Annotated in this window: 13 protein-coding genes, 2 tRNA genes and 1 pseudogene; 10 read left to right on the top strand and 6 right to left on the bottom strand. The window is 68.9% G+C overall.

All coding sequences use genetic code 11. From position 1 onward, the window contains the following. Positions 1–2: 2 nt before the first annotated feature. Positions 3–1,295, bottom strand: a complete 1,293-nt coding sequence (locus ACLQ29_RS00240) for a glycosyltransferase family 87 protein (RefSeq protein WP_425769640.1) — start codon at positions 1,293–1,295, stop codon at positions 3–5. A 66-nt stretch (positions 1,296–1,361) separates the two neighbouring features. Here ACLQ29_RS00240 and orn point away from each other — a divergent pair, with 66 nt between their 5' ends. Together orn and ACLQ29_RS00230 are read left to right on the top strand one after the other, a co-directional pair. Beyond that, positions 1,362–1,958 carry an oligoribonuclease gene (orn, locus tag ACLQ29_RS00235; RefSeq protein WP_425769639.1) on the top strand — a complete coding sequence of 199 codons (597 nt, stop codon included), beginning with the start codon at positions 1,362–1,364 and terminating at the stop codon, positions 1,956–1,958. A 106-nt stretch (positions 1,959–2,064) separates the two neighbouring features. Next, positions 2,065–2,137, top strand: a tRNA-His gene (locus tag ACLQ29_RS00230). Positions 2,138–2,253: 116 nt separating this feature from the next. Here the strand turns inward: ACLQ29_RS00230 and ACLQ29_RS00225 are convergent. Together ACLQ29_RS00225 and ACLQ29_RS00220 are read right to left on the bottom strand one after the other, a co-directional pair. Then, on the bottom strand, positions 2,254–3,543 hold the full coding sequence (locus ACLQ29_RS00225) for an Ig-like domain-containing protein (protein ID WP_425769638.1): 1,290 nt from the start codon (positions 3,541–3,543) through the stop codon (positions 2,254–2,256). A gap of 252 nt (positions 3,544–3,795) precedes the next feature. After that, positions 3,796–5,070, bottom strand: coding sequence for an Ig-like domain-containing protein (locus tag ACLQ29_RS00220; RefSeq protein WP_425769637.1), 1,275 nt, complete (start codon positions 5,068–5,070; stop codon positions 3,796–3,798). A 188-nt stretch (positions 5,071–5,258) separates the two neighbouring features. Between ACLQ29_RS00220 and ACLQ29_RS00215 the strand changes: the two genes are divergently transcribed. The 4 genes and pseudogenes from ACLQ29_RS00215 (at position 5,259) to ACLQ29_RS00200 (ending at position 7,375) form a co-directional block, all read left to right on the top strand. Next, positions 5,259–5,334, top strand: a tRNA-Lys gene (locus tag ACLQ29_RS00215). Positions 5,335–5,614: 280 nt separating this feature from the next. Continuing rightward, positions 5,615–5,847: pseudogene (locus ACLQ29_RS00210) on the top strand (pentapeptide repeat-containing protein); the annotation flags it as partial. A gap of 72 nt (positions 5,848–5,919) precedes the next feature. Then, the gene (locus ACLQ29_RS00205; protein WP_425769636.1) at positions 5,920–6,726 is read left to right on the top strand and encodes a hypothetical protein; all 807 of its coding nucleotides are present in this window, start codon (positions 5,920–5,922) and stop codon (positions 6,724–6,726) included. A 70-nt stretch (positions 6,727–6,796) separates the two neighbouring features. Then, positions 6,797–7,375, top strand: a complete 579-nt coding sequence (locus ACLQ29_RS00200; protein ID WP_425769635.1) for a hypothetical protein — start codon at positions 6,797–6,799, stop codon at positions 7,373–7,375. A gap of 60 nt (positions 7,376–7,435) precedes the next feature. On the opposite strand, the gene ACLQ29_RS00195 is transcribed toward ACLQ29_RS00200, so the two are convergent. After that, entirely contained in the window at positions 7,436–10,102 is a 2,667-nt protein-coding gene (locus ACLQ29_RS00195; RefSeq protein WP_425769634.1) for an ATP-binding protein, read from the bottom strand. Between the two features lie 526 nt (positions 10,103–10,628). Here ACLQ29_RS00195 and ACLQ29_RS00190 point away from each other — a divergent pair. Beyond that, positions 10,629–11,516, top strand: coding sequence for an AfsR/SARP family transcriptional regulator (locus ACLQ29_RS00190; protein WP_425769633.1), 888 nt, complete (start codon positions 10,629–10,631; stop codon positions 11,514–11,516). 65 nt (positions 11,517–11,581) lie between these two features. Here the strand turns inward: ACLQ29_RS00190 and ACLQ29_RS00185 are convergent, their stop codons facing one another. Further along, a complete protein-coding gene (locus ACLQ29_RS00185) occupies positions 11,582–14,950 on the bottom strand; it encodes a type 2 lanthipeptide synthetase LanM family protein (RefSeq protein WP_425769632.1) in 3,369 nt (1,122 codons plus the stop codon). 191 nt (positions 14,951–15,141) lie between these two features. Further along, complete coding sequence (locus ACLQ29_RS00180; protein WP_425769631.1) at positions 15,142–15,360, bottom strand: mersacidin/lichenicidin family type 2 lantibiotic; 219 nt, start codon at positions 15,358–15,360, stop codon at positions 15,142–15,144. 341 nt (positions 15,361–15,701) lie between these two features. Here ACLQ29_RS00180 and ACLQ29_RS00175 point away from each other — a divergent pair, with 341 nt between their 5' ends. From ACLQ29_RS00175 to ACLQ29_RS00165, 3 genes are all read left to right on the top strand, one after another. Next, positions 15,702–15,881: a hypothetical protein gene (locus ACLQ29_RS00175; protein WP_425769630.1), complete on the top strand. Its 180-nt coding sequence runs from the start codon at positions 15,702–15,704 to the stop codon at positions 15,879–15,881. A 162-nt stretch (positions 15,882–16,043) separates the two neighbouring features. Beyond that, positions 16,044–19,367, top strand: a complete 3,324-nt coding sequence (locus tag ACLQ29_RS00170) for a type 2 lanthipeptide synthetase LanM family protein (RefSeq protein ID WP_425769629.1) — start codon at positions 16,044–16,046, stop codon at positions 19,365–19,367. Further along, complete coding sequence (locus tag ACLQ29_RS00165) at positions 19,349–21,505, top strand: peptidase domain-containing ABC transporter (RefSeq protein ID WP_425769628.1); 2,157 nt, start codon at positions 19,349–19,351, stop codon at positions 21,503–21,505. Before ACLQ29_RS00170 ends, ACLQ29_RS00165 begins: the two co-directional genes overlap by 19 nt. Position 21,506 lies beyond the last annotated feature (1 nt).

Genomic DNA, 21,506 nt, shown 5'->3' with positions numbered 1-21,506 from the left:
GGCTACTGGGTAGATCTGTCCATTTGGTGCGATTTTTCCTCAGGGTGTGGTTGCTCGGCGCGGCGACGGCGACCGGCGCGCACCGGCAGGACCGCGAGCAGCAGCAGGCAGAGCAGCACGTAGGTGTTCTGCAGGACGAAGTCCGCCGGGTCGTGCGTGCGGATCGATCCCGCGCCCCATTTCTGGAACGTCACCACGCCGTAGACGATCACGGCGGTGATGCCCAGCGCGAGCCCGGCCAGCCACCGACGTCGACGTGCCTCGTCCGGGCGGTCGGCGCTCAACGCCGCGTCGGCGAGCAGCACCACCGCGGGCACGAACCAGTAGATGTGGTGCGTCCAGGTGATCGGGCTCGCCAGGGAACCGACCAACCCGGTCAACGTCAGCCCCGTCAACGGGTCACCGGCCCGCGCCGCGCGGGAGGCCCGCCACAGCCCGTAGGCGGCGACCACGGCGACCAGCAGCAGCCAGACCAGGCGATCCGGCTTCTCCGGCGCGGTGAATCGGCTGAGCAGGCCGAACAGCGACTGGTTGCCGACGATGTCGCTGCGTCCGACCCGCTCGGTGGTCCACAGCTCGTGCGTCCAGAACCGCCACGAGTCACGCGGGGCGATCGCCGCCGCGAGCAGGGTCGCCGCCGCCGCGGTCGCGCTCGCCACCGCGGCGGCCCGCCACCGCCTGGTCGCCAGCAGGTACACGATGAAGATGCCGGGGAAGAGCTTGAGCGCCGTCGCCAGCCCCACGCCGACGCCGGCCCAGCGCCGCGCCTGCGGTACGGCGAACAGGAGGTCGGCCAGGATCAGCACGACCAGCAGCATGTTGATCTGCCCGAAGGTGATCGTCTCTCGGGTGCTCTCCACGGCCAGCACCAGCAGCACGGCGACGATAAGCGTGAACGCCCGGGGCAGGTCGTGCCGGGCGATGACCGGCATCATCAGCCAGTGGGTGGTCAGCACCACGGCCAGCACGGTGAGCACCGTGAAGATCGCCACGGTGGCGTCGAGCCGCAGCAGGCCGAACGGCCACAGCAGCAGCGCGCTGAAGGGCGGGTAGGTGAAGTACAACTCGCCCTGCACCCGGTCGGGTTGGACGTAGTCGTAGAGCGGGTGGCCGACGCGCCACCAGTCGACCGCCGACATGTAGATCTTGAGGTCGAGGAATTTGTGGTTCAGGCCCGGCAGGTAGAGCGCTGGCAGCACGGCGATGAGGGCCACCACCGTGACCAGGCGACGGACCGTACGGCCGCCGGGATCGTCGTCCGTGACGGCGGGCGGTGCTACGGAATCGGCTGGCACCCCGAAACCCTAGCGGTCTGGTCCGCCGAGAGCGCGCAGCCGCGGGGTGTGGGCTGCGCGTAGGCTGTGCCGGTGGCTGATCTCCTTGTCTGGATCGACTGTGAGATGACCGGGCTCGACCTTGGCAGGGACAAACTGATCGAGGTTGCGGCACTGGTCACCGATCCCGATCTCAACGTGCTCGGTGACGGGGTCGACGTGGTGATCCACGCCGACGAGGCGGCGCTGGAGGGGATGCCGGAGATCGTCCAGACGATGCACGCCAAGTCCGGCCTCACCGACGAGGTCCGCCGTTCGGTGGTCACCCTCGCCGAGGCGGAGGACCTGGTCCTGGACTACGTCCGCACCTTCGTCAAAGATCCGCGGACGGCGCCGTTGTGCGGCAACTCGATCGCCACCGACCGGGGCTTCATCGCCCGCGACATGCCACGCCTCGACGCCCACCTGCACTACCGGATGATCGACGTCTCGTCGATCAAGGAGCTGTGCCGGCGCTGGTACCCGCGCGTCTACTTCGGCCAGCCGCAGAAGGGCCTCGCGCACCGGGCGCTGGCCGACGTCCGGGAGAGCATCCGGGAGTTGGAGTACTACCGGCGCACGCTCTTCGTCCCGCTGCCCGGCCCGGACGTCGAGACCGCCAAGGCGATCGCCGCCGAACTCTGACCCCCGCTCGGGCGGCCCCGGATACCCGCTGGACGGGGACGACCGCGGTGCGGCTATTATTGGTCCGCACCCCGCCCGGGGCGATCGACCGGGCGACGGCGGCATGGTGGCTGTAGCTCAGTTGGCAGAGCACCGGGTTGTGGTCCCGGTTGTCGTGGGTTCAATTCCCATCAGTCACCCAGTTTGGTTGTGCTGCTCAGGCCCCCTCTTCGGAGGGGGCCTGAGTCGTTGTGGGGGTGCGATCGGGGACCACGCGAAAGCCCCCTCCGAAGAGGGGGCTTTCGCATCGCTCGGGTCAGGCGGTCGGCGTGGGCGACGGGGTGACCGCGCCGTCCGGGGTCGGGGTGGCGGCCGGGTCGGCCGGCGGCTCGTACGGGAGGGCGCTGCCCTTGACGTACTCGTCCCAGCTCATGTTCCAGTCGGTCCAGCCGTTGCCGTTCTGCAGCTTGCGCTCGGTGCCCTTGACCGTGATCGGGTCGCCGACCTGCGTGTTGCTGAACAGCCAGTTGCCGTTGGCCATCGACACGTTCACGCAGCCGTGCGAGACGTTCACGCTGCCCTGCTGCCCCTCGGACCAGGGGGCCGCGTGGATGAACTCCCCGCCCCAGGTGAGACGCTGCGCGAAGTCGATGTTGGTGCGGTAACCCTCCTCCGGGCCCAGTTCCTCCATCGTGTCGAAGACCGTCTTGCGCAGCTTCTCCATCACCACCATGGTGCCGCTCGACGACGGGGTGCTCTTCTTGCCCAGGCTGACCGGGATGGTCTTGATCACAGCGCCGTTGCGGGTCACCGTCATCCGCTTGGTCTTGTTGTCCACCGTCATGATCACCGAAGGGCCGATCTTGACGTCTACCGCCAGGTCGGCGCGGCCGTACCAGCCCTCACCCATCGGCAGGCCGCCGGCCCGCACCCGGTAGGAGACCTTGCTGTTGGCCTTCCAGAACTCCTTCGGCCGGTACCGGACCTCGGTGGGGCTGACCCAGTGCCAGACACCCTCCTGGGCCGGAGTCGAGGTCACCGTCATCCGGCGCTGCACGTCGTCGCGGTAGTCCTCCGGGATGGCCCGGCTGAACTTCACGATCAGCGGCATGCCGACCCCGACCACCTGGTTGTCCCCGAGGAAGCTGCTCACCCGTACCTGGTTGTCGGGCTTGGCCATGGTGGTGAAGGTGTTGGTCACGGTGGCCGGACGACCGTCGTCGCCGGTGGCGGTCACGGTCGCGGTGTAGCTCGTGCCGTACGCCAACGTGCCGGCCGGCTGCCACGTCTTGCCGTCCGCGGCGACTGCGCCCTCGACCGCCTTGCCGGCCGCGTCCTTGAGCGCGACCGCGGTCTCCACGGCATCCTTCGTGGTGAAGGTGATGCCGGTCGAGGCGGGGACGTCCTTGGCGTCGGCCGCCGGCTCGCTGATCGTCGCCGCGGCCTTCGGTGGCGGGGCCTCGTCGCCGCCGTGCCACGAGGATGGCTTGCCGCCGTCGCCGTCGGTGCAGGCGGCGGTGAAGGCCAGCGCCACGGCGAGGAACCCCGCCGCGAACACGCGACGTCGTCCACGGCGCCTGATCAGCTGATCCTGGCTAGCTCGCATGATTCCCTCACAGTCGTGGTCGCTGCCCCATCGTCTCTTACTGACGCGCCAGAGCCGGCCCCGGTTGCCGAGGGTGAACCGAAACACGCCGATTACGCTGCCGGATTTTTGCTATTATCCGGCGTTTCGTGAGCGTGGCTCGTCTCCACGCGGGGGGCGCTGGGGTCGCCGCGGCATCGTCGCCTCGCCGGAGTGCAAGGGTACGCGCCGACCCTGCCATCGGCAGGGCCGGCGCGAGAAGGCCGACAGGGCTCAGAGCAGAGGGCCGGCCCCACCACTGGGTACGGGCAGCGCGCTGCCCTTGATGAACGCCGACCAGCTCAGGCTCCACGCCGTCCAGCCGTTGCCGGCGGCGATCTTGCGTTCGGTGCCCTTCACCGTGATCGGGTCGCCGATCCGCGTCTTCTCGAACAGCCACCGGGCGTTCGCCGTCGACACGTTCACGCAGCCGTGCGAGACGTTCTGCCGCCCCTGCACGTGCTCCGACCAGGGCGCGGCGTGAATGTACTCGCCACCCCAGGTGAGCCGCTGGGCGAACTGGATGTCGGTGACGTAGCGGTTGGCCGGGTCCGGATCGTCGCGGGTGTCGAAGACCGTGGCCTCCTTCTTCTCCATCACGACCATGGTGCCGCTCGACGACGGCGTGCTCTTCTTGCCCAGGCTCACCGGAATGGTGCGTACCAGCGCGCCGTTCTCGAACACGGTCATCTTCTTGTTGGCGTTGTCGACCTTCATCTGGAGCGACCGGCCGATCTTGGCGGTGGCCTTACGGTCCATGTCGCCGTATTTGCCGTTGCTCAGCGGCATCCCGGCCAGAGCGATCCGTACCGCGATGGTCGTGCCGGGCTTCCAGTACTCCGGGGCCCGGTAGTAGGCCTGCGTACCGTTGTCGACCCAGTGCCAGGCCCCCGGCTGCGGCGGATCGGTGCGGACGAACATCCGCTTCTGCACCGCCGCCCGGTCCTTCTTCGGGATGCCGGGGTGGAACTCGGTGACCACCGGCATGGCCACCCCGTAGCTCTTGTCGTCGAAGAGGTACAGGCCGGATCCGATTGTCGACTTCGGCTTGGCCATCGTGGTGAAGCTGCTGGTGCCCTGGCTGCTCGTCCCGTCGGCGGCGCTCGCCGTCACCGTGGCCGTGTAACGGGTGCCGAACTTCAGCGGGGCGGACGGCACCCAGGCGGAGCCGTCGATGCGCAGCTTGCCCTCCACCGCGCCCCCGCCGTCCGCGGTCAGGGTGACCGCGGACACCTTTCCGCCGTCCGGCAGCTTCGCGCTGATCTCCGTGCTCACCGGTCGGTTGTTCGCGCCGTTGGCCGGGCTCAGCGTGAGTGTCGGCCCGCTCGGCTCGCTCGGTGTGGAAGGTGCCGAGGGCGCGGAGGAGCCAGGTGCGGCGCCCGCGTCCGCCACCGGCGTTCCGCCGACGAATGTCGGCTGCTTCTGCTTGTCGCCGCACCCGGTCAGTGCCAGCGACGCCACCAGAGTCAGAGCGCCCACCACCGCCCCGGCTCGCGTGAACCGTGTCATCCCCACCTCTGTTCTCGCGTACCTGGCGGACATCGTGCCGCATCATCGCGCCAACCCACGCCCCCGTCGTGAGCGCCCTGGTAGGTTTGCGGGTTTTTGCCCGCAAAGCTCGACCGAAGGGGGGAGCCGGGTAACCGGATTGGAGCCCGGCTCAGGCGGGTGCTAATGTTTTCTCCGTTGCCGAACGAGCGCCGCTAGCTCAACTGGCAGAGCAGCGGACTCTTAATCCGCGGGTTCGGGGTTCGAGTCCCTGGCGGCGCACCAACGATCAAGGTCCTGACCTGGTATTCACACCCGGTCGGGGCCTTTTTCGTGTACGTGGGCGGCGGGTGGTCGCTCGGTGGGTGCTCGGCAGCCGTTGGACCCGGCCGTCGTCCTCTTGGATGCCTGGCTGTCGCCGTGGACGCACGGGTCAGATGCGTGGCTGTCTGTCCGTCGCACCGCCGGACCGCCTCGCCCTCCTCGGCGTCGACCCGCAGCGCGCGGTAGCGTCGATCGACGCGGCTGAGTTCGACAGATCGCCGGCTGGAGTATCCGAGGCCGCCGGCTCTCCGGTGTCGCACTGCGGTCATGCGACCTCAGCGATCTGGAACTGGACTCCTGCCGTCTCGACGGCGCCGATCTGCGGGGCAGCCGCCCGCACGCCTTCACGGCACCACTGGACAACCTTCAGGGCATCGCCCTCACCGAGGACCAGCTTCCGAGTTGACCCGGATGGCCGTCCTCGCGCTCAGCATCGAGGTCCGCGCGGATGCGGCGCACGGCCACGACCACTGAGTGGCGACCAGCTTGGCTACGCTGCTGGGGGTAGCAGGCTGCCAGGTGAGATCATGTTGGTGAGGTGACGATATGAAGCCCCGTTACGCCACTGACGACGGGCTGATGAGTATGCCGCCGCCGGATGCTCCCTGCCTGGTGTGCCACGCCTATACCCCCCGGCAGGCTGTCACGACGCCGCAGGGCAGGGTTTGGCAGTGCAAGCGGTGCCTGACCAACGCTGAGGACGAGAGCTACGAGTTCGACCCCCGGCGGGTGCCGTCCGGTCGGGAGCAGGGCAACGCGGCGGTGCGGGTGTTGCAGCTACTGGTGATCGGCCTGCGTAACGGGCAGGACGGCCCACTGGATGCGGACGACCTCTACGAGGTGCTGCGGCCCTACTTTGACGCTGGCTGGTGCGTCCGGGACGTGCGGCACGCACTAAATCAGCTGCCCAACGGCGCCCCTCACCCAGACACCGGTTGGAACGACCGTCTGCCACGCAAGCAACTGCTCTACCGGGTCCGGCGACGGTTGAGGGAATGGCGGTGGGCCGAAGGTGAAGACGCTGACGCCATCATGCCGGGCGGCTGGAGCGAGATGCGCAAGGCGATGGGAGTTGCCGCGCGCCGCCAAGAGGAACACTCGCGGGCCCGCGACGCGATTTGGCACGAACAGGAGGCGATTGCCCGTCAGGCCGCTTCGGCGAGCGCCCGCCAGGCAGCCCGCCGGATCGCCGTCGGCGCTGCCGCCCGTGCCCGGCACATACGTGCCGAGGGCGAGCGGCGTAGCCAGGAGGCAACTGCCCAAGCCGCTACCCATGCGCGGCGGGCCACGCAGGATGCGTTACAGAAGCTGGCACAGTTCACTGACCAAACGGACCTTCCTGACGGCCGCTGACACCGACATGTTCCTCTTCGGACAATGACCGGGGTATGCAGCGCGTCGAGAGTTGTCTAGGTTCGCGAGCATGACCACGGATCCTTCCTTCCCGGATCTAATCGCCGATCGCGCTCGCGCGACGTTGGGCAGCTTGATCAGCGGCATGGAGGATCCACCTTCTACTGCCATGCTTGAACAGCTTGTGCAGCGCAGTGTGCAGCTAGCATTCGGCTGCACCTGCCGCCAGTTGAGCAACGGCGAGTCAGTGGGCCCGCAGCAGAGCGCATGCCCGGTGCACGATCGATCGCAGCGCGTTCACGACCATGACGAGGCTGTCATGCCCTCGCAGGCCACGTCGTGGGAGGACGACCCTTACTACGACCACACCCGGATGGAGCGGCGCGAGGATGTGCAAGCCAGGCTCCGCGCCGCCGCCGAGTTCAGCAGGACATTCCGCGGGGAGCTGGCAGCCACGGTCCGGCGTGGGCAGATAGCGCAAGAGCAGCTTGAGAACGCAATCGAACACGCCCTATTTAGCGGTGGTCTTACCCACTCGGAGTTGGAGATGGCCGAGATGGCGTTGTCGGCGCTGGAATACGCGTTGAGACAGCTCTACGTCGCAGGCAACCATGTGGGCGACCAGCCGGGAATTGATCAGTACCGCTGATGACCGCCAGCACCAGCTCCACGGATTCCATGGCGCCGAACGCTTCGGCTCGGAGCCGCGTCACGTGAGACGCAGTGACGGTCCCTGGCGATCCAATGTGCTCTCGACAAGCACTTTCAGCTCGATGACCTTGTCGGTGTAGCCGAGCTGGGCGTAGAGGGCCTCGGCGTCGACGAAGTTCTGTCGAGCCGCACGCGCGTCGATGCCGAGGTACGCCTTCCCCAGGGTCGTCAGCGAAGCCGCCTGGAAGGAGTGCCATCCCCGGGTCCGCCAGATGGCGACGGAAGCCTCGAGATGCCGAATCGCGCGGGCGGAACGGCCGTCCCGCAGCTCGATCTCACCGAGGATCGCGTACGCCTCGGCGAGATGGTGCCGCATGTGGTACTTGCGGCTGAGCAGCAGGGCGGTCTCGGCGGCCTCGCGCGCCGCGCTGTCGCCGCGTTCCAGGTGCAGGCGCGCCAGTGCGAGGACGGTGAGCACCTCCGGGTAGTGATCGCGGTGCGCGCGGGAGATGGCCAGCGACTCGTTGAGCATCCGCTCGCTGGTGTCGTGGTCACCGAGTTGCCGGTAGGCGATCCCGAGGTACTGCAGACCGGTGGCGACCCAGCGCATGTTGCCCAACGCGCGCGCGTTCTCCAGTGCGGCGACACCGTGGCCGATGGCGAGGTCGACGTGTTGTTGCTCGTAGTAGGCCATGGCCAGCGCGAGGTTGCTCCGCGCCTGACCGCCGAGATGATCCGAGCGTTCGGCCAGGGTCAGCGCGCGGGTCGCCACGGCCACCGCCTCCGCGTAGGCGCCGCCGGCGCTCAGTGCCCACGAGTACATGACGGCGGCGTCGGAGGCGCCCGCGTCGTGCTTTAGGGCGGTGAACATCTCCAACAGGCGGCGGGCCTCGACACTCGATCGGGCCATCACGTCACCGTCGCGGCTGTCGGTGATCCAGGTGCTCACGTCGAGCAGACCGCGGAGCATCACGGCCTCACCCAACCGGTTGCCGGCGACGCGGCAGACCGCCAACACCTCGGTGTTGAGGTGTGTCCACTCGGTGTACCTGCCACGCAGGTCGAAGTACTTCTCCAGACTGCCGGCCAGGTCGAACGCCAGGTCGTCGAGGCCGAGCCGGCACGCTTGGCGGACTCCCGCCTGGAGCGCGGCGCACTCGGCGTCGAACCAGTCCGCGGGGGAGACACGCTCGGTGTAGTCGTCCGCCCAGTCGAGCGTGGTGTGGCGAGCGTGGCCACTGATGGCCGCGTAGCAGGGGCCCGGGATCCATCGGGCCATCCGTCGCGCCAGCGCCAGCCAGCCGCCCAGCCCACGCTGCACCGCCTGCGCGCGTTCGCCTGGTGCCTCCTCCAACTCGGCGCACCTGGCGGCGAAGAGCCGCGTCAGGTCGTGGAACCGGTACCGGGTCTGCCCGGCGACGTCAAGTGCGTCCACGGTGAGGAGTTGGGCGTCGACGAGGGCTTCGACGTGCTCGATCGCCTGTTCCACCCGACATTGGAGGACCGTGGCGGCCAGTGTCGCGGCAAAGTCCGGCACCTCGAAGAGGCCGAGCAGTCGGAACAGGCGGCGGGACTCCGGCGCCAGCGCCCGGTAGCTGGAGGCCAGGGAGGCCCGTACTGCCAGGTCTCCGGTCACCAGCCAGTCCAGGCGCCGCTGTTCGTCGCCGAGCAGTCCGACGAGATGCGCGAGTTGCAGGGTGGGCCGCGCGGCCAGGCGTGCCCCGGCGATCCGCACCGCGAGGGGTAGGTACCCACACAGCTCCACCAGATCGGCCGCCGCCGTTTCCTGCCCCACCACCCGTTCGTCGTCGGCGAGCCGGGCCAGGAACTGGACCGCCTCGGTGGGCGGAAACACGTCGAGGTCGATCCGCCGGATGCCCTCGACTCCGGTCAGCCGGGCCCGACCGGTGATCAGCACGGCACACGGGGCCGCACCGGGCAGCAGGGACCGGACCTGCTCCTCGGAGACCGCGTTGTCCAGCACCACCAACACCCGGCGGTTGGCCGTCCGGGTCCGGTACGCCTCGGCGCGCTCCGCCGGGCAGGCCGGGATGGCGCGGTACGGCATGCCGAGCGCCCGCAGAAACCGACCCAACACCTCTGCCGGGTCTACCGGGCTGGCATCCGCGTTCGTCAGGTTGGCCCAGAGCTGACCATCCGGGTACGCCGCCCGGACCAGGTGCGCGACGTGCGTCGCGAGTGCGGTCTTGCCCACCCCGCCCATGCCCGCGATGGTGGTGACCGGCAGCGCGGCGGGCGCGCAGCCGCTGGCGTGCTCGGCGGTCAGTCGGTCGACAAGCGTCCGCACCTCGACGGCGCGTCCGGTGAAATCGGCGATGTCCGGTGGGAGCATGGCCGGTGCCGGCCAGGCCGGTTCGCCGGGCAGCACGTCGGACCCCTCGTCCCGAACGGCACCGGAACCCGCCTGTGCGGTGTCGACCACGAGCGCGTTGCGCTCCCGTACCCATCGGGCGACCGACGCTTCGTCCAGGCCGCAGGCCCGGACGAACGACGCCACGAACTCCCGCCTCGGCAGGCTGGTGCGGCTCAGCACGGAAGCGATCGTGCCGAATGGGAGTATCTCCCCGGAGGCCGCCGCGTTTGCCGCGAGTTGTCGGTATGTGAAGCCTGACCAGAGGCGCAACTGCCGCAGCGCGCCGACGAACTCCATTGCGGTGGCCGTGCCCTCGGGTGCCGGTGGACTACCGTAAAGGTCGGGCTCCATCTGCTGATCTTCCCCGAATTATCGACTCAGTGCATCCGCTGACACCGCGTGGCGGTGCCGAGACGCGCTTGCTGACCAAGCCTCGAAGATATGCCCGGACGCGTCAACGAGGAGCCGCGAGGCTTGCTGGAATTTTGAGCTGGGGAGGAGCGCCGAGGGGGCCGCCAACGGCCGGCTGTCCGATGCCCGAACCCTTGACGTACAGGCGATCCGGTCCTCGTCTGCCCCTGCGGCCCCGGGTCGTCGACCGCGTTTCGCGCACGCGGTAACAGCAGGTCAGGTGAATCTCGAACACTCCCGAACATTCGCAAACACTGCCCAGCTTGCAGGGTTGAGTCTGCCGTCATAACTTCGGCCTGGTGGGGCTCTCGCCTGATTCGGCTCCGGTCCGCGGACGATATCGAGCCCCAGGATCAAGGTAATTGACGCGGCTCGGACGCCAATCAGCTTTTCGGTGTCGAGTGGAGGCCGACTGGACTGGACCCGGTGCCACCGACCGGCAGGGCTATGCAACGGGGAGGAAGCTGTGCTTGACGACCGCACCCTTGATCTCAACTGGGCGCCGCGAGCCAACGGTTACGCGCCGCACGAACCAGCCCATGACGACCCCCCACTGCGGTACCGGATGCTCGGTCCGGTCGAGGTCCGCAGTGCCGGTGACTGGATCTCACTGCCGCAGGCCAAGTGTCGGGCGGTGCTCGCCGTACTGCTGGTGAACGCCAACCAGGTCGTCTCGACCGACGCGCTCTGCCAGCAGCTCTGGCCGTGCTCGGCTCCGCGCACCGCGGCGAAGTTGATCCAGCAGTACGTTCACCAGGTGCGCCGGGCCCTGGGCGACCCGGACGGGCGACAGTTGTGCACGCGCGCGCCGGGCTACCTGCTCACCGCGGATCGGGACGACGTGGACGGGGACCGCTTCATCGACCTCGCGGCACTCGGACAGCGTGCGCTTGCCGACGGCGACGCCGAGACCGCCGCCAGGGTCCTGCGCCGGGCGCTGGCGCTGTGGCGCGGGCCGGCGCTGGTCGACGTCCCCGACACGCTTGCGACCGGTGCGGAGGCCAACCGGCTGGAGGGCTGCCGACTGTCCGCGATGGAGGCCTGGATCGAAGCCGAGCTGATCTGCGGGCAACACGCCCGGCTCACCCCGGTGATCGAGACGCTTGTCGCCGTCCACCCCCTGCGCGAGCAACTCCGCGTCCACCTGATGCTGGCGCTCTTCCGTTCCGGCCGACGTGCCGATGCGCTCGAGGCCTTCCGAGATCTCAATCGCACCCTGGACGACGAACTCGGCCTCCACCCGAGTGCCGAGGCGCAGCAGTTGCACCAGGCGATCCTGTGCGACGAGGATCTGTTGGACCGGCCGTCGTCGAGTGCCGTTCCGTTCGGCTCGGAGTCGGCGTCCCAGCACTGACCGGGAAACCCGGGCCTCGGTGCCGACACCTGGTTCACATCCCGGGTGTCGGCACGGCGGCCGGGTCAGGCGGCCGGCACTGGCACGGCGGAGGCGGTGCGGTTACCGTCGCTGGTGCCCGGCCGGTCGGCGAGACCGATCGGATCGAGCAGCAGGACGTTCGGGATCCGCTCCGGCATTACCGTGCGGAGGAGTCCGTAGCCGATTCCGGCGAGCCCCATCAGCAGGCCGGGGGTGGTGACGCCCTGCGGTACACCCGGCCGAGCGCCGCCCGCGACGACCTGTTCGGCGACCGCCCGCGCGGCCTGACGACCGACGAGCGTCAGCGTCGGGTCGGCGAGTACCGAGCCCGTCGTCAGCAACGTCTCGACCAACCCGAGATCACCGTGGCAGATGGAGTCGTTGCCGATGCCCACGTACCTGCCGTCGACGACGAGGTCTTCGCACACCGTCCCGATCGCGACGTCCAGATCCGCTCGGGCGAGGTCGTGCCAGGGAGCGAGACCCGGAAGGCGGAGCATGGCGGCGCGGGTCATCGCGATTCCGCCGGCGCCGTGGCACCAGGCGTCCATGAAGGCGTCCGGACCACTGATCGTCCGTAGATCGGGCCAGTTCCCGCGGGTACGCGACAGGTGGTGCCGCTCGAAGTGCAACGCCTGCCCGCACAGCTCGTTCAACTGCTCCTCGCCGGTCACCTCGGCGATGCTGGCCAACGCGTACGCGATGCCGCTGGCGCCGTGGGCGAACCCGAGCAACGAACGCTCGGCCTCGAACTCGGTTATCCAACCGGTCCCGCCCGGGACGGGCACGGCGCGGGCGGCCAACCTCGCCCCGGCCTCCCGGAGGCAGTCGACGGTCCAGTCGTCGGGTCGGAGGCGATGGAGCGTGAGGATGGCCAGGGCGGTCCCGGCGGTCCCACCGATGACGTCGAGGGTGGTGTCCTCGGCGATCCGGGGTCGGCACAGCAGGGCGGCCTGGTGGGCCGCGTCGAGCAGTGCCGGTTCGCACCACAGCTCGGCGAGTTGGCTCAGCACGTAGACCAGGCCACCGAGCTCACCGAACCCGCCGATCGACAGCGTCGCTCCACGGTCCGCGGTGGTGGCCAGTTGCCCGGTCACGTCGACCAGTTGGGCGACCAACTGCTCGGCGGGACGCTGGAACCGCTCGTCGCCGGTGACCGCTCCGAGCTGCGCCAGGAAGAGCGCGATACCGGTGACCCCGCTGTAGAGATCGAGGCCGGCGTGGCCGACCGTCCAGTAACGGTCGCCGAGGAAGTTCAGCGAGAGCCAGGACGGCGCGTCCGCTTCGGTGATCATCGCGGCGTCCAGCAGCAGGTCGCCGACCGACCGCGCGGCCCGGACCGCCAACTCCGCATCGAGTGGTGGGGAGGGCAGGGCCCGGGACTCGACCGGCGCGGCGCGCAGCGCGCCCACCGTGAGGCCGGACATCGAGGCCCGGATGCACCAGAGTTGGCTGCGCAGATCGTCGTCGCCGAACTCCGTCAGGCGCCTGCGCACCGCCGCCATCCCGCTGCTCTCCAGGAAGCCTGTCGCGACAAGGCCGTACCCGTCGTGCAGGTCCGTGGATCCGGGGGTGGTGTGGAAGGACGGCACGTCCTGCTCGGCGATCTGGCGCTGCTCGCTCGCCAGCAGGAGGTCGCGGTCGGGCACATCGGCGAAGCCGGCCGACAACGCCTCGGTGAAGATCTCCCGGTCGAGTCCGTCGCGAAGCAGGTCCGGATGCCAGGTCTCGTGCTGCAATCGGACGTAGGTGAGCGTGGGCCGTGGGATGAAACGCACCTCGTCGTTCTCGAACGCCTCGATCACGCCGCCGGCGGCGAGCAGTTCCTCGCGCTGCGCGCGGATGAGGCGGTAGCAGTCCTCGAAGCCAGCGGTGAGAACGTCCGCGTGGGCCAGGGGGTCGACCGGTCGCCCGGTCAGGCGTGCACGGTTGTCGGTTTCCGGCATCCTCGTTCGGGCGCGTACCACCCGCACCTGGTCGGTGCCGCTGTCGGCGTACGTCGGGACGCGCAGCGGAGAGAGCTGCCCGCCACCACCGGCGAGGCCGCTGACCTCGGCGTCGTATACGCCGTCCTCGTCGACGGCGATGATGCGTTCGGGCAGTAGTCCGATCCGGAGCACCGAATCCCGGACCACCCGAGGCGCGGCTCCGGCGACGAGGGGCGGCGGTGTGTCGGCGGTGAGCCGGGGAGCGGTCTGGAAGAGCGCCTCAAGATCGACGATGACCGGGTGTTCTCCGGCCGCGATCACGTTCTCCAGGTGCATGTCGGAACCGCAGAGGGCGTAGATGAGCGCAAGGTAGGCGCCGTGTCGCCAGAAGAACCGGTCCACCTGCTCCTCGTCCTGACACGACTCCGGCGCCACGTACTCCACCCAGCCGTGCCCACCACGGTCGAGCACGACCAACGGTCGCAGTGGATGACGGAGACCCTTGGCGTTGAGCCAGCGCAGCACCTGGTTGAAGTGGATCTCGACCTGCAGGCTGCGCGGCTTGTACACGAGCTTGCGGCCGTCGGTGAAGGTCAGGATCGCCACGCTGCGCCCGCCGGCGTGCGTGTCCCCCCGACCGAAGTCGACGTCCGCCAGGTCCGCCAGCCCCTGCCAGCCACCACCGAACGTCTCCCGGATCGCCGGCAGATCGGCGAGGAACTGGGCGGCAAACTCGAGTCTGACCCGCACCGTCGTCCGCACACAGCGGACCAGTTCCCGGGCGAGCACCGGGTACTCGGCGAGGATGGCCAGTGCGGTGGCTGGCTCACGGAGTTGCTCGACGAACGAGGCCATCCGCTCCGCCGATGACTCCCCGACCAGGCGACCTTCCAACCGGGCGACGTGCACCTCCAGGATCATGACGGGGATGATCATCGGGATGAGCTGAGCCGTCGGCGGCGCGCATAGGGGATGGCCGGGCGACAGTTCCTCGTCGACCCCCTGGCGGGCGGACTGTTCGGCCAACCGGACCGTCAACTCGTCGCGGCACCAGGCCAGCAACGGCGCGATCCCGGTGAGGTACACCGCCTTCTGGGTGTCCTCCGGACGCAGACCAGGCGCCTGCCCCGGGCCATCATCGGGCTGCGCGCCGACGGACACCGGCTCCGGCGGTTCGGCCGGCCCGAACCGCCGCCAGGCATCGGCGATGACCTCCACCCACGGCGGCCGGCCGGGGAAACGCGCGGCGAGCGATTCGGCGGGCTCGGCGAGCAACTCGACGAGACGCTCCTCGGTCAGCCCGAGTCGATCCCAGCGGTCCAGTGCGATGGCCCGTCCCCGCAGGATCCGGCCGTCCTGCCAGGCTTCGCGGCGTCGCCGGCCATGGTCGAGTTGCTCGCTGCCGACCGATACGTGCCCCTCGGCCCGCTGCGTCAGTGTCAGGCCACGCCACCAGTCGGGCGCATCGAGAATGTGATCAAACATGGTGTCCTGCCTCGGCGGTGAGATCGAAACGCGATGAGCGCTGGCCGCTCCTGGTCTCGTGCGGCTCGCGGCTGCACGGTTCCGGGGGTGGGCACTGGTTGCGGTGCCCACCCCCGGGTGGATTCACGAACGAGCGGCACCAGGCGAAGACCGGCGCGACTCCCTCGTCAACAGGTGCCGACGCGGCGCGATCAGCAGCCGCAGGTGAAGCAGGTGCGGAACGTGATGATCTGGGTCTGGCAGCAACCGAAGGTCATGTTGGCCTCGCTGCCGAAGCCCCGGGTCTCGTCGAGGCCCAACTCGTCGAGCTCGACGTCGCCGACCGGGTGAGCGGGAAGCGCGGCGAGGTCGGCGTCGGTGAGCGTCGCACGGTAGATGGGATCCTTCCACGCCTTCACTGCTTCAGTCATGACATTCCTCCTCGGTCGGGATTCATCAGGGTGGTCCACTGCTTCTCGCCCGAATTGGCGACGAAGAGCGCCGTCGGAGAACCGACGCTTACGGGGGATGAAGGCATTTACCAAACACCCCTCGGCTCAACCAGAAAGCAATGCGTCCGAACGGCGGTGAGTCCATGTTTGACGTTGGCTCTGCTTGCGGTCAAGGGCCTGTCACCCGGAATCTACCGACGCTATACCTGAACCGATACGGGCGTCGACCGCAGCCGGACCGCCAGTCGACTCGGCTTTGCGAAGCTGATTTCGCTCAGCCAGAACAACGGCGGAACTACTGTCGAAAGGGAAGGTTAATCATGACCGGCAACGAGGACTTCATGGACGACTCGATCGGCGAGATGGACCTGACGGATCTCGAGTTCGACGACGTCAACGGCGGCACGCACCCCACCGTAATCCCGGTGGTCACGCTTCTGGCCTGCACCCGCAACACCCTCTGCGGCACCTGTGGCGTGGCCAGCGTGGGCTGCTGCTGACCTGCCGAACGGCGATCGGCAACCCGATCGTCGACCTGGATGGGCGGAAATCGGCAACGGTTTCCGCCCACCCGGCTTTCCGTAGACAGTGACGACCGAAATGGAGCAATGATGGTCTCGCCCATTACCGCAACTGGCCCCAGGACCGACAACAGTTTTGATGTGTTGGCTAGCGCGGACTGGTGGGCCGCGTTGCGACTCGACGAGCGGAGAACCCGGCCGGTGCCCCCGGCCGCTGAGCCACGTGATCGGGGCGCCCGCCGCCTCTCGGCCTGGCAGACCGAAAGGGCGGTGACCGGCGGCCTCGAACCGGACCTCTCCCGGTGGCGCGAATCCGGGCTGGGTGAGGAGGAGCTGATCCTGCTGCTCGGCGAAACGCCCGACAACCTGCGAGCCCGCCTGCCCGAGGAACTGTCGTGGTTGACCACCATCGCGCAGGCCTGGTCGGTCGAGGCGGCAGAGCGTCCCCCGCTCGACGACGAGACGCTCGGTGAATACGGTCCGTCCGCGGCGTTCCTGGCACTGGTCCACCCACTGTCCTCGTGGTACCAGACGCGACTGCACGCCGAACTCACCATGCTCGCCCGTGAGCACGGCCACCAGCAGGTCATGCCACGCCAGCACCCCCTGCTCAGGCCGAACCACGGCACCCACATCGCGATGGTTACCTCGGTGCTCGCGGTCCAGCTACGGCTCGCGAGCCGGGACGGCACGCTCACCGGCGACACGCCGAGCCACCGGTTCGCCGACTTCGCGCAGCGGCTCGAAGACCCCGCGTACGCGCTGCGGATCCTGGCCCGATACCCGACGCTCGCCCGGGAACTCGTCGACGAGTTGGAGAAATGGGCGGACGTACGGCGTGAGCTGGCGACGCGGACGCTCTCCGATCTGACCGCCCTGGGTGCGGCGTTCGGCGTGGCCAGCGACTCGCTCGACGATCTCGTCGAGATTCAGATGGGCGCTGGCGACACCCATCGCGGTGGACGCAGCGTCGCGATCCTGACCTTCACCGGCGGTGCCAAGGTGGTCTACAAGCCGCGGGTCCTCGCCGTGGAGTCGCATTTCTACGAGCTGATCGATGTGCTCAACGAGAAGGGGCTGACCCATCCGCTGCGCCGGCTGCGCATCCTCAACCGTGACGACTACGGCTGGGTGGAGTTCGTCCGCGGGGAGGGCTGCTCCGACGAGGAAGGGCTGCGACACTTCTTCTGGCGCCAGGGCGCGTACCTCAGCCTGCTCTATCTGCTCCGCGGCTCCGACATCCACCTTGAGAACGTCATCGCGGCCGGAGAGCAGCCCGTGATCGTCGATTTGGAGGCGCTCTTCCAGCAACCCAGGCCGACCCTGCCCGATCAGGTCACGGGGATACCGGAGGAGGCGGCACGACTCGTGGAGGAGTCCGTGTTGGCAATCGGGCTGCTCCCGCAGCGCCTGCTGCGCCAGGAGGGCGACGATCTGGTGTCCACCGAGTTGTCCGGGATGACCGGCGGCGCTGGTGAGCTCACGCCGATGCGAGTGCCACGGTGGCATGACGTCGGGACCGACCAGATGCGGCGTACCAGGGACCGGGCGGCGATCGTCGAGGCACTCAATCGGCCCACACTGGGCGGCGCCACTGTGGATCCGGCACGGTACCGGGACGAGCTGGTCGCCGGATTCGAGTCCTGCTACCGGCTGCTGCTCACCCTCCGGAACGAACTGAGCGCGGCCGACGGGCCGATCGCCGCGTTCGCCGCCGACGAGATCCGCGTCATCGTGCAGCCAACAATGGTCTACGCCCGAATCCTCTCGGAGTCGTGGCACCCCAGAGTGCTCGGCGACGCACTGGACCGGGAGTGTCTGTTCGAGGTTGTCCTCGGCCGCCACCCCGAACTGGTGGCAAGCGTTCCCGTCGCGGCGAGCGAGATCCGGCAGCTCGCCCGGCAGGACATCCCGTACTTCTGGACCCGGCCCAACTCACGTGACCTCCACGACGACCAGGGCGTCGTCGTCGTGCCCGACTTTCTGCCCCACAGCGGGCTGGCGCTCGTCCAGGACCGGGTGGCCCGGCTCTCCGCCGATGACCTCCGCCAGCAGAGCTGGACGGTGACCGCGTCGATGGCCGCGATGCAGATCGGTGACGGCCAGCGCGAAGCGCAGCCGCGTGTCCGCGACCTGCCTGCGGCGGAGGTCGACGAGTCGGTCGCCTGCCGCGCCGCCATCCGTCTCGGCGACAAACTCCTGTCGACAGCGGTCGGTGGGTCGCCACACCGTCCGGTGTGGCTGACGCTCGGCCTGGTGGCCGACCGTTACTGGAACGTCATACCCACCGGTTTCGACAGCTTCAGCGGAATCTGCGGAATCTCGATTTTCCTGGGCCAGCTCGGCGAGCAGACCGGTCTGTTGAGATTCCGATCGGCGGCGGAGGCGACCGCGACGATGCTCAGCCGGCACGTCGACTCGGTGCTCGACTGGCGCGAGCGCGACCGGGACAGGTTGAACATCGGTGGCTTCGGCGAGTTGGGGAGCTACGTGCACGCGCTGACGCACCTCGGTGCCCTGTGGCGCTCGGAGCCGCTGCTGGCCCAGGCGCGTCGACTGGCGTCCGAGTTGGCCCGGCGGATCCCCGAGGACCGCAACCTCGACGTGATGACCGGCACGGCGGGGGCGGCTCTCGCGCTGCGTGCGCTGCACACGGTGGACCCGAGCGACCGGACGCTTGTCGCTCTGCACCTGGCGGGTGAACAACTCCTCGCCACCGCCGAGGAGTCGGCCGACGGGCTTGCCTGGCGCGCGCTGGTCGGCGCGCGGTCACCCCTGCTCGGCTTCTCACACGGCGTCTCCGGTTTCGCCTACGCCCTGGCGGAGATCGGCCGGGCGACGGGTGAGCAACGCTTCATCGACGCGGCTGGACGAGCCGTCCGGTACGAGCACCGACGGTACGACGCTGCCGCCGGCAACTGGCCCGACCACCGGGACATCACGCCGGAGGGTGTCTTCATGAACGCGTGGTGCCACGGCGCGGCCGGTATCGCCCTGGCTCGCGCCGCGATGCTCGACTCGGTCGACATCCCCGAGGTGCGGATGGACCTCGCCGCCGCGGTAGCCACCGTACGCCGGGATCTCCTGGCCGATGACCAGTTGACGGGCACCGGCAACGACTGCCTGTGCCACGGCGACCTCGGTCTGGTCGAGGCCCTGCTCAGCGCGGCTCGGCACACCGGAGACAGCACGCTTGCCGCACTGGCCGGGCGATCCGCGCGGTCGGTCGCGGAGACCGTCCTCGCGGGCGAGGAGCGGACCGGCGTACCCCTCGGGCTGCACGTGCCGGGGCTGCTGATGGGTGCCGCCGGCATCGGTTACGGCCTGCTCCGGACCGCCCGCCCGGACCTGGCGCCGAACGTCCTGCTGCTCGAACCGCCCAACACCGCACGCTCCCCGCGCCCGGCAGCAGTCGTCCCGGTGAGCGCCGGCACCGAGGAGGCGTCATGCCACGCGTACCGGTGATCATTCAGACGCACTCCACCGAGTGTGGGCCGAGCTGCCTGGCCATGGTGCTCGGTGGTCTGGGCCGGACCACCGAGGTCCGGGAACTGCGGCCCCAGTTCGGTGTCGGCCGCGACGGCACCAGTGCGCGCCGGATCATCGAGGTGGCCGGCGACTACGGGCTGACCGGGCGCGGTCTGCGGGTGGACGCCGAAGGTCTGGCCGACGTCCGCCTGCCGGCCATCGCCCACTGGGGCAAGGACCATTTCACGGTTGTCGAGAAGGTCGAGCGCCGTCGGATCAGTGTTGTCGACCCGGGGCTGGGCCGGCGGCGACTGACCCGACAGGAGTTCTTCGCGGACTTCTCCGGGACGATCATGGAGTTCACCGCGTCGGCCGAGCTGGAGCACAAACGGTCCCGGTTGCGCGACCATCTCGCGATCCGGTTCATGCGTGATCTGTTCCGGCTCGCGCCGGGGCTGATCATCCTGGCGATCGCCCTGTCCGCCGTGGTGCAGGTGCTCGGCCTCGCCTCGGCCTGGGCGACGAAGTACGGCGTGGACGACCTCGTCGGCAAGGGTGCCGACACGCTGCGTGTCTTCGCGGTCTGCGTCGTGGCGTACGTCCTGACGCAGGGGCTCGTCACGCTGTCCCGAGGCATGTCGTTGCTGTTACTGCAACGGCATCTCGACGGCTATCTGGGTCGACGTTTCATGACCCACCTGATGCGGCTGCCGTACGCCTATTTCCAGACCCGGGGCGCGGGTGACCTGATGACCCGCCTGGGCAGCAACATGGCGGTCCGCGAGATGCTCACCTCGCAGGTGTTCACGATGCTGCTGGACGTCCTGTTCGTCCTCGTCTACGCCGTCATCCTGCTGACGGTGAGCCCTTCGCACGCCGCCATCGTCGCGGTGCTGGCGGTGGCCCAGGCGAGCATCATCCTGCTCACCCTGCGGCCGGTGCACGAACGCGCCCAGCGTGAACTCAACGCCGACGGGAAGGCGCAGAGCAGTGCGATCGACACCCTTGCCGGGGCCGAGTTCCTGAAGAGCTCCGGGCTCTCCGAGTGGGCGCTGCGCAGGTGGAACGACAGGTTCAGCGATTCGGTCCAGGCGTCGTTCAAGCGGCGCCAGGTCGACGTGTTCACCGATTCGGCGATGGGCATCTTCCAGAGCGCCGCACCCCTGACCCTGCTCATCTTCGGGATCATCCAGGTCGTCGACAACGGGATGTCGCTCGGCACCATGCTCGGTCTGAACGTCATCGCCGGCCTCCTCCTCGCACCCATCACCCAGCTGATGGGCGGGCTGCGGTTCCTGCAGACGATCGGCTCCCACCTGGACCGCATCTACGACGTCCTGGGCGAGGAGCCCGAGCCGACCCGCCCTCAGGGCCTCCAGCCGAGCAGCCTCCGCGGCGACATCGAGCTGCGGGGCATCAATTTCCGGTACGACCTCGGAGCGCCGCTGGTGCTCAGGGACATCGACCTGAGGGTGGCGGCCGGCACCAAGGTCGCCATCGTCGGCTCCACCGGCTCCGGCAAGACGACGCTCGTGCGTCTGCTCACCGGTATGCTGGCACCCACGTCCGGCGAGCTGCTGGTGGACGGCCGAACGCTCGACGAGTACGACCTGGAACCCCTGCGCCACCGCTTTGGTGTGGTCACCCAGTTCCCGTACATCTTCGGTGGTTCGATTCGCGACAACCTGATCCTCGGACGCACGGACCTCGACGACGACGAGCTTCTCGCCGCGTTGGGGAAGGCACAGTTCCTCCCGGATCTCCAGCGGATGCCGATGGGTCTGGAGACCCGGGTGGGCGAGGGCGGCGGCTCGCTCTCCGGCGGGCAGCGGCAGCGGATCGCGATCGCCCGTGCGCTGCTCTCCAGGACCAACGTGTTGCTGCTCGACGAGGCGACGAGCCATCTCGACGCCCTGACCGAGGCGGCCATCGCCGACGAGCTGTCGTCGCTGGGCTGCACGAGGATCGTGGTCGCCCATCGTTTCAGCACGATCAGTGACGCGGACCAGATCGTCGTGCTGCACCACGGCGAGATCATCGAGCGCGGTGACCACCAGGAGTTGATGGCGCTGGGTGGCCGGTATGCCGCGCTGGTGCGGCGCCAGACCCCCAATCTGGCCGGAAAGTCGTCGTAGT

Origin of the sequence: Micromonospora sp. DT228 (assembly GCF_049841595.1) — a bacterium.
Lineage (GTDB): Bacteria > Actinomycetota > Actinomycetes > Mycobacteriales > Micromonosporaceae > Micromonospora.
The sequence above is the reverse complement of the archived record's forward strand: the minus strand, read 5'-3'. Positions and strand labels throughout refer to the sequence as shown.

Coding starts and splice junctions, on each gene's coding strand:
- ACLQ29_RS00225 (WP_425769638.1), bottom strand. CDS start 3,543: ATGCGAGCTAGCCAGGATCAGCTGATCAGGCGCCGTGGACGACGTCGC.
- ACLQ29_RS00220 (WP_425769637.1), bottom strand. CDS start 5,070: ATGACACGGTTCACGCGAGCCGGGGCGGTGGTGGGCGCTCTGACTCTG.
- ACLQ29_RS00205 (WP_425769636.1), top strand. CDS start 5,920: ATGAAGCCCCGTTACGCCACTGACGACGGGCTGATGAGTATGCCGCCG.
- ACLQ29_RS00200 (WP_425769635.1), top strand. CDS start 6,797: ATGACCACGGATCCTTCCTTCCCGGATCTAATCGCCGATCGCGCTCGC.
- ACLQ29_RS00195 (WP_425769634.1), bottom strand. CDS start 10,102: ATGGAGCCCGACCTTTACGGTAGTCCACCGGCACCCGAGGGCACGGCC.
- ACLQ29_RS00185 (WP_425769632.1), bottom strand. CDS start 14,950: ATGTTTGATCACATTCTCGATGCGCCCGACTGGTGGCGTGGCCTGACA.
- ACLQ29_RS00180 (WP_425769631.1), bottom strand. CDS start 15,360: ATGACTGAAGCAGTGAAGGCGTGGAAGGATCCCATCTACCGTGCGACG.
- ACLQ29_RS00175 (WP_425769630.1), top strand. CDS start 15,702: ATGACCGGCAACGAGGACTTCATGGACGACTCGATCGGCGAGATGGAC.
- ACLQ29_RS00165 (WP_425769628.1), top strand. CDS start 19,349: ATGCCACGCGTACCGGTGATCATTCAGACGCACTCCACCGAGTGTGGG.